This window comes from Trebonia sp. (genome assembly GCF_030042015.1).
In the GTDB taxonomy this organism is placed as follows: domain Bacteria; phylum Actinomycetota; class Actinomycetes; order Streptosporangiales; family Streptosporangiaceae; genus Trebonia.
In genome coordinates, this window is the sequence record NZ_JASIAL010000366.1 from 22,944 (window position 1) to 29,519 (window position 6,576).

At 74.1% G+C, this 6,576-nt stretch carries 10 protein-coding genes; 5 read left to right on the forward strand and 5 right to left on the reverse strand.

Features of this window, described 5'->3' with window-relative positions; translation table 11 throughout:
- Positions 1-17 precede the first annotated feature (17 nt).
- The 5 genes from Q1N79_RS19880 to Q1N79_RS19900 are packed head-to-tail and all read left to right on the forward strand — an operon-like array spanning position 18 to position 2,216.
- The gene (locus Q1N79_RS19880) at positions 18-569 is read left to right on the forward strand and encodes a hypothetical protein (RefSeq protein ID WP_300611070.1); all 552 of its coding nucleotides are present in this window, start codon (positions 18-20) and stop codon (positions 567-569) included.
- A 5-nt stretch (positions 570-574) separates the two neighbouring features.
- Complete coding sequence (locus Q1N79_RS19885; protein WP_300611072.1) at positions 575-1,222, forward strand: hypothetical protein; 648 nt, start codon at positions 575-577, stop codon at positions 1,220-1,222.
- A 12-nt stretch (positions 1,223-1,234) separates the two neighbouring features.
- On the forward strand, positions 1,235-1,726 hold the full coding sequence (locus Q1N79_RS19890; RefSeq protein WP_300611074.1) for a hypothetical protein: 492 nt from the start codon (positions 1,235-1,237) through the stop codon (positions 1,724-1,726).
- Complete coding sequence (locus Q1N79_RS19895) at positions 1,723-1,998, forward strand: hypothetical protein (RefSeq protein ID WP_300611075.1); 276 nt, start codon at positions 1,723-1,725, stop codon at positions 1,996-1,998. Before Q1N79_RS19890 ends, Q1N79_RS19895 begins: the two co-directional genes overlap by 4 nt.
- A complete protein-coding gene (locus Q1N79_RS19900) occupies positions 1,995-2,216 on the forward strand; it encodes a hypothetical protein (RefSeq protein ID WP_300611077.1) in 222 nt (73 codons plus the stop codon). The genes Q1N79_RS19895 and Q1N79_RS19900 overlap by 4 nt, the downstream gene beginning before the upstream one ends.
- A gap of 452 nt (positions 2,217-2,668) precedes the next feature.
- Here the strand turns inward: Q1N79_RS19900 and Q1N79_RS19905 are convergent, their stop codons facing one another.
- The 5 genes from Q1N79_RS19905 to Q1N79_RS19925 form a co-directional block, all read right to left on the reverse strand.
- On the reverse strand, positions 2,669-3,088 hold the full coding sequence (locus Q1N79_RS19905; RefSeq protein ID WP_300611079.1) for a hypothetical protein: 420 nt from the start codon (positions 3,086-3,088) through the stop codon (positions 2,669-2,671).
- Positions 3,085-3,333, reverse strand: coding sequence for a hypothetical protein (locus Q1N79_RS19910; protein ID WP_300611081.1), 249 nt, complete (start codon positions 3,331-3,333; stop codon positions 3,085-3,087). Before Q1N79_RS19910 ends, Q1N79_RS19905 begins: the two co-directional genes overlap by 4 nt.
- An 11-nt stretch (positions 3,334-3,344) precedes the next feature.
- Positions 3,345-3,755, reverse strand: coding sequence for a hypothetical protein (locus Q1N79_RS19915; RefSeq protein ID WP_300611083.1), 411 nt, complete (start codon positions 3,753-3,755; stop codon positions 3,345-3,347).
- Positions 3,756-3,863: 108 nt separating this feature from the next.
- Positions 3,864-5,963, reverse strand: a complete 2,100-nt coding sequence (locus Q1N79_RS19920) for a hypothetical protein (RefSeq protein WP_300611084.1) — start codon at positions 5,961-5,963, stop codon at positions 3,864-3,866.
- 70 nt (positions 5,964-6,033) lie between these two features.
- The coding region (locus tag Q1N79_RS19925; RefSeq protein ID WP_300611085.1) for a DUF2637 domain-containing protein at positions 6,034-6,576 on the reverse strand (543 nt) is incomplete at its 5' end.

Sequence of the window (6,576 nt, forward strand, 5' to 3'; positions counted from 1 at the left end):
TCGCAAGGCCACCGCTTGTGACCGCGGCTGCCGTGGAGACGGCGCGCTGCGCATGCTGCGAGGACGTCCGCCCGGTCGCCGGGCTGTATTCCCCTTACGCCGGCGTGCTCCGCTGCCGTGACCTTGCCGCGTGCGAGAGGCGCAAGATCCTCACGTTCGATCCCACGCTGATGCTCCGGCCCGACGAAGACCCGGTCCCGCCGCCCCCGTCTGCCCCGGCGGGCACGGTGTGCGCGGCGTGCGCGACACCGGGCGACCTGTACAACCGCGGCACCGGGTGGTTCCACCGGGACCGCGCCGTGTGCGAGCGGGCGCTGGCAGAGGACTACGCACCGCAGGCGCCAGACGCCTGGGACCCGAGCCTGCAGATCACGAGCGCGGACATGCGGGCGATGACCGCGGCAGCCCGCCCGGAGGCAGGCGCCGCCCCGGTGCCGTTGTCGCACGAGGAGATCGCTGCGCGGGCGGTGGTGGACGCGCTCGGGCGCAGGCCCGCGCCTGACCCGCTCGACCCGGCCGAGAGAGCGGTCCTGCGGTGGCAGGCGCGCTCGGGCGCAGGCCCGCGCTAAGCGACATGGTGCCGGAGCTGGACATGCGGGGGGACCGCCCGAACCCCATGACCGCGCGAACCCGGCGCCCTGGGCGCGCGAGGGGACCCCGCGCCCGCAAGAACCCCGTTTACTATCACGGCGGCCGGCCGGGGCTGGCGTCGATCGAGCCGCCGTCCGTGACCGGCGCGGTGCCCCTGTTGTCCTACGGTGACTGGCGCCGCTACGCCTACCCTGCGTGGCGTGTTTACGTGACCACCGAGAAAAGTCTCGCGGAGATGTCCGCCGCGCTGTGGGCCGTCCGCCGCGGCCAGCCCGAAGGCTGGGTGTACAAGGTGCGGCCCGGCGCGGACCTGGACGCCGACCTCGACGAGCCCGGCGCCTACAGCTGCGACTCCGCGCAGGTCATCTCCGTCGCCGGCACCGTGCCCGCTGCGCGGCTCCCCGCCGCCCTGGACGCCTGGACAGGCCGGAGGCCTGCCGTCCCGGACGCGCGGCCCCGCACCGGCGCGGAAATGCTCGCTTACTTCGAGCGGATGGCCTGCCGCGCGGTACGCCACGGCCACGACGAGGGCGCTGTCCGCGCCGCGCTCGACGAGGCAGCGTGCCGCGCCGGCGAGCGCGCCCGCGCCGTCGGGACCCCGGCCCGCCACGAGGACGGCCCGGCCGGATGAGAGGACACCATCATGACCGCTCGACGCGTCGTGCTCGACCCCGTCGGTGGAGCCTTCGACGCCTGGGTCGCCGGCATGGGCGGCTACGCGGGCGCACGGCTCGCCGCGCTGCACCGCGAGGCCGTCGAGTTCGCCGGCCCGGACTACTGGGCGTACCTCGACATGGCCCGGCGGGTCGATGAGGAGCACGCCGCGGGCGCGGGCCGGTGGCTGGCTGAAGTGGTGCGCCTGGCGAATGCCCGCCGGGCCGCCAGGCGCGCCGAGGCCGCCGCCGCGGCGACCCTGCGCCGGGTCACCGAGATCCAGCTCGCCGCGGCCCGGCTGGGCGGGCATCCGCGGCTGGCCGCCGACCCGGACTTCGGCACCCGGACGGGCATGAGCAGCGCCGAGGCCGCCCTCGAGCTGCGCGCCGCCATGGGCCTGGCGAACCGGGCGCCGTCCGCGTACCAGGCCATGCTCCCGCCGGTCGGCGACCTGGCCCGCGCGATCGGGGTGAAATCGTGAGAATCGAGGCCGGCGCACCGGACGAGCTGGTCCTGGTCCTCGACGTCGCCGAGATATCCGGACTGCTGCAGCGCGAGGTGTCCCGCGGCGCGCTCAGGGCCGCGCTGCCCGGGGAGGCGGGCGCGCTCGCGGACGCGGTCATGGACATCGCGGGCGAGCCGAGGCCGCCGGAACCCAGGACGATCCGGTCGGTCACGATCAAGGTCATCGAGACACGCGTGATCGCGAGTGAGACGCTGCTGCTGGCCGCCGAAAGGCAGGTGTACGCATGACCGACACCACCCCGCCGGGAACGCACTGGCGGACGCGCGCGAAACAGGAAACGACCGCTTATGTGGTCGCCAGGAATATGACGATAACCTGGGACAAGTCCGCGATCTGCGTCAGCGCCGGGGTGCTGGTGCACACGGTGCCCGGCTCGCCGCTGTGGGAAGCCTACGGCGGAGAGGATGGCCTTCGCCCGGTTCACGGCGGGCAGCCGCAGCCGTGACGCTGCTCAGGTGCAGCGGTACCCGACACGCTTCACGCCGCTGCGGGACCGCAGGCGCCGGGCGCGGCCCCGCCGACTACCATGACCCGGTGAGCGCCTACCGCGACAGCCTCCCCGATGAGCAGACCCGCGCCCGCTACGACACGGCGATCGCGACGCACGCCCGGATCAGGGTCGCCGGACTCCGCGAGCTCCAGCTCACCATCGCCACCGAGGGTCCCCGGGCAGCTGCCCTGGCCGCCTGGTACCCGGGACATCCGCTGAAGACAGCCGATGCGATCGAGGACCGGATCAGGGAGCTATACGGCCTGCCTCCGCGAGAACCGTCACCCCGGTTAGCCACGATCTGCGCGGCGGCCCGCAAGCGTGACGAAAAAATCCCATCGCCTGAGCCGGCGGGGCCGGACCACGGGATTCCGGACCACGGGATTACGGGGAAAGCCCTCGTGGTGCTACTGCTCCGGCCGCTGGCTGCGGCGGATGATCTCGGCCACCAGCTCGGGGTCGGTGCCGGGGGCCAGGTGCAGGTGCACGTGCTGGTGCAGCTCCAGCGGCGCCGGCTGCCCGGGCGCGGCCGGAATCCGCACGGCGGGCGCGGGTCCGGGCGGCCGGATTTCCCGGTCCCTGACAGGCTCCGCGCGGTAAGTGACGGCGCGGCGGTCGCGGCGTGCCCGGTAGATCATGTACGCGACGAGGCTGACGAGGGCCACGCCCACTACGACGGCAGCCGCGATGAGCAGGCCGGTGACGACGGCCGCGATCGCCGCCGCGGCGCCGGAGCCGGCCAGCAGCAGCGCGCAGGCGATGATGAGCACGGCCAGGCCGCCGCCCCCGATGGCGCCGTGGTCGCCGGTCTGCCAGGTCCCTTTCATTTCCTGCCTGCCTTCCTGCGCGTGCGGTCGGCGAGCGCGACGCGCCCGCGGTGGATGGTCGCGGCGCCGGTGCGGATCCGGCGTCCCTTGCCCTGGCAGCGGCGGCACTCGCCGTGGCGTTTTCTGCTGCTGCCGGGGTTGCGGCCGGTGCCCTCGCATTTCCTGCAGGGCGCGAACGGCCACAGGTACAGGGAGACGGCCCACCCGGCGGCGATGAGCAGCCCGGTGATGACGAGGGTGAGCACCTGGTACCTCCTCAGGGGTGGTCTCGCGGGCAGTCGGCGATGCCGTCCTTGTAGGCGACGCAGGCGTACCGGGGGCAGTCCTCGTCGCGGCAGAGCCGGTAGTCGTGCTGCGGGCGCGACGGGCGCCTGGCGGGCGCGGAGCGCTTCGCCCTCGCGGCCTTCCGCCGTTCGGCTGCTGCTGCCTTGCGGCGGTCGGCGGCGGCCTTCCTGCGCGCCCTGCGCGCCTCCGCCTTCGCCCGCCGCTCGCCGGCCCGCTTCCGCTTGCCGAAGTCGGTCTTGACGACGCAGGTGTGCGTCAGCGGGTTGGTGTACCGCTTATGGCAGACCTGGCACTCGGCGGAGACGCGGCGGAGCTGGCGGCGCGCGGCGCGCTTGACCGGAGTGCGGATCTTCCTGCGGATGACCCGCCTGATCAGTCCCATCCCGGCGGCCCTCCTAGATTCGCTAGCGGCCGTGCTAGGCATCGCGGCCTGCGCAGACGGGCCACGGCCCTAGGGGCACTAGGGCCGTGCAGTGTCCTGGCCTGCGGTCTAGCGCCTAGCACGGGCAGCCTCCACATCCGCGAGCGTGCAGCCCTGGAGGTTGCGGCCGGACGCCCACACCTGGCTGCTCCTGACCCCTAGGTCGCGGCACTGCTGGGAGATCGCGTCGGCGGTCACCCCGGCCCACCGGTCCGGGAACTGCCCGGCGAGGCGGTCCGCCAGCGGCTGCCACTGCAGCCTGCCGTCCGCGCCGAACACTGCGGCGACGTCGGCCAGGACGTCCCGCTCGTCGCGGGAGACGCCCGCGCCCGCGGCCATGCCGGACAGCGTCCCGGCCTGCTCGCGCAGCCTGCGCGCGGCGATCAGGATCTTCTCGGTGTCCCGGCCGTCGGCCAGGTAGGTGCGCACGGTCGGGGACCGGTCGGAGGCGCCCCGCAGGATGCCGACGCCCTTGTACTCGGGCAGCAGCGCGGAGGTGTCCAGGCCCTCGCTGTAGGCCCCGGCGCCCAGGCACAGCTCCGAGACCTGCCAGCTGGAGGTGCGCAGCCCGAAGCGGATCGCGAAGTTGTCGCGGAAGGAGGTGAACTGCTGGCCGAGTTCGCCGCCGCCGCCGACCCCGGAGGGCCGCTGCGTGGCGGCGAGCAGGATCACCCCCGCCCCGGGCGCGACCTTGATCAGGTAGGTGAGCAGCCTGGCTGCCTCCAGGCTGTCCTTGCCGGCGTCGTAGATCTCCTGGAATTCCTCCATCACCAGCAGCCGGACCGGCATCTGCCAGCGCGGGTCGCGGGCGATCTCGCGGGTGAGCTTGCCTTCGGGGCAGATCCGCGGGTCCATCTGCGACAGCCGCTCGTAGCGGTCCTGCACGTCGGCCTTGATGTCCATCAGCGTGTCGCCGAAGATCTGCAGCGGCAGCCCGTCGCGGGTGGGGGTCAGCCCGAACGCGCACGAGTGCGCGACCAGCGCGAACTTGCGCCAGTCCGGGGAGCCCTTGAAGTCGAACACGTCCAGCGTGACGAACGGGTCGAGCGCGGCGAACAGGGCCAGGAGCCGGGCGGAGAATGTCTTGCCCGAGCGGGGCAGCGCCGAGACGAGCACCGAGTTCCACATCAGCGGCACGGTGACCGGCTGGCCGCGCTCGTCCAGGCCGAGCGGCGCGGGCTTCCAGATGTCGGCCGCCTTGCAGGCCAGCAGCGGGGTGCGGCCGACCGGGACGGCCAGCGGGTCGCGGTCGGCGACCCACAGCACGTGCCTGCGGTGGCTGGTGGGGTCGCGGTGCAGGAACACCTGGGAGACGGTCACGTCCAGCCCGGAGGCGATCGCCGACTTCGCCTTGACCGCGTCGTCCAGGCCGCGGCCGTAGGGAAGGTCGATCACGACCCGGGACCCGTCGCCGTCCCGCGACATCGGGGAGCCGAACCCGATCTGCTGCCCCTGCCTGTCCGGCGAGCCGAGCCCGGCCGCGTAGTAGGCGCGCAGGACCACGTCGGCGTTCAGCACCCGGAACCGCGGCGTGGTCATCGACGGGGTGATGATCGGCCGGTCCTCCGGACGGCCGGCGCGGGCCAGCAGCGGCACCCCGGCCGCGGCCAGCAGCGCCCAGCCCCACCAGGGCGCGTACCGCGCCATCAGCGACACGGCCAGCAGCAGCGCGGCCGCCCCGCCCAGCAGCACCAGGCCGCGGTCGCGGCGCACGTTCCGCGCGTGCTGGTGCAGCTTCAGCCATTCCCGGCTGTCCCCGGCGATTACCGCCTCCGAGCGCAGCGTGCCGGACTCGGCGACCCACCACCAGCCCAGCAGCCCGGTGACGACCCGCCACAGCCCGACCACGGCCCACGCCAGGGCGAGCAGCAGGTACCGGGGTGACCGCACCGCGTGGAACGCGCCGCCGTGGACCGCGTCCGCCCCGCGCGCGGCCAGGTGCGAGCCGATCGCCGCGGGCGTGCGCAGGTGCGCCGGGATGACCGGCAGCCGCGCGGCCGCGTCGGGGAGCACTGCGACGGCCTCGCCGTCGTGCACCGGCTCCGCGGCGCCGGGCTCGTCGTCCAGGGCGACCTCGTAGCTGGTATCGGAGGCCGGCGCGTCGCGGCCGGGGAACCGGATCAGCTCCGCGCCCGGGCCGGCTTCCCTGTCCGGTGATGGTTCTGCCATGATCAAAATCCCTTCGGGGAAGACCCGGCCGGGGACAGCTTCCGGAAGTTGCCCGTCCCCGGCCGGGGGCTCACGGGCCTGTGCCGTCGTGGTGGTCTTCGGGGTGGCGTCCGTTGGCCTCGGCGAGCACCAGGTCGCGCACTTTCGTCGCGGCCTGCCGGGTGAGCCCGAACCGCGACGAAACCTGGTTGAGGGACAGCGGGTTCCCGGCCGCGATCGTGGCGCGCAGTGACGCCGCCGCCGCGGTTTCGGCGTCCGACGGGACCGGCGAGAAAGCGTCGCGAGGTGCAACGCTTCCGGCCTCGGCGGGTGCCCGCCTGGCGGCCGCGCGGACGATCATCATCAGCAGCTCGTACGAGCCGACGAAAGCCAGCGCGGGCCACGCGGCGATGATCGCGCCGAGCCACCCGGACGGCACCCCGGCGAGCACGTTGACGGCCAGCGTCGCGCCGATCCCGGCGGACAGCAGGCCCCACGCCAGCCCCGGCGCCGATTCCCGGTGCCGGGCGGCGTCCAGCAGCACCATCGACGCCGCGACGATCAGGCCGTCGATCAGCACCGGGTACCAGTGGCCGACCGCGCCCGGCTCGCCGTGCACCGTCACCACGTCGAC

What these genes read in the sequence shown, in the direction of transcription:
- Q1N79_RS19920 (WP_300611084.1), bottom strand. Translation starts at nt 5,963, where the DNA reads ATGGCAGAACCATCACCGGACAGGGAAGCCGGCCCGGGCGCGGAGCTG.
- Q1N79_RS19915 (WP_300611083.1), bottom strand. Translation starts at nt 3,755, where the DNA reads ATGGGACTGATCAGGCGGGTCATCCGCAGGAAGATCCGCACTCCGGTC.
- Q1N79_RS19890 (WP_300611074.1), top strand. Translation starts at nt 1,235, where the DNA reads ATGACCGCTCGACGCGTCGTGCTCGACCCCGTCGGTGGAGCCTTCGAC.
- Q1N79_RS19885 (WP_300611072.1), top strand. Translation starts at nt 575, where the DNA reads ATGGTGCCGGAGCTGGACATGCGGGGGGACCGCCCGAACCCCATGACC.
- Q1N79_RS19900 (WP_300611077.1), top strand. Translation starts at nt 1,995, where the DNA reads ATGACCGACACCACCCCGCCGGGAACGCACTGGCGGACGCGCGCGAAA.
- Q1N79_RS19905 (WP_300611079.1), bottom strand. Translation starts at nt 3,088, where the DNA reads ATGAAAGGGACCTGGCAGACCGGCGACCACGGCGCCATCGGGGGCGGC.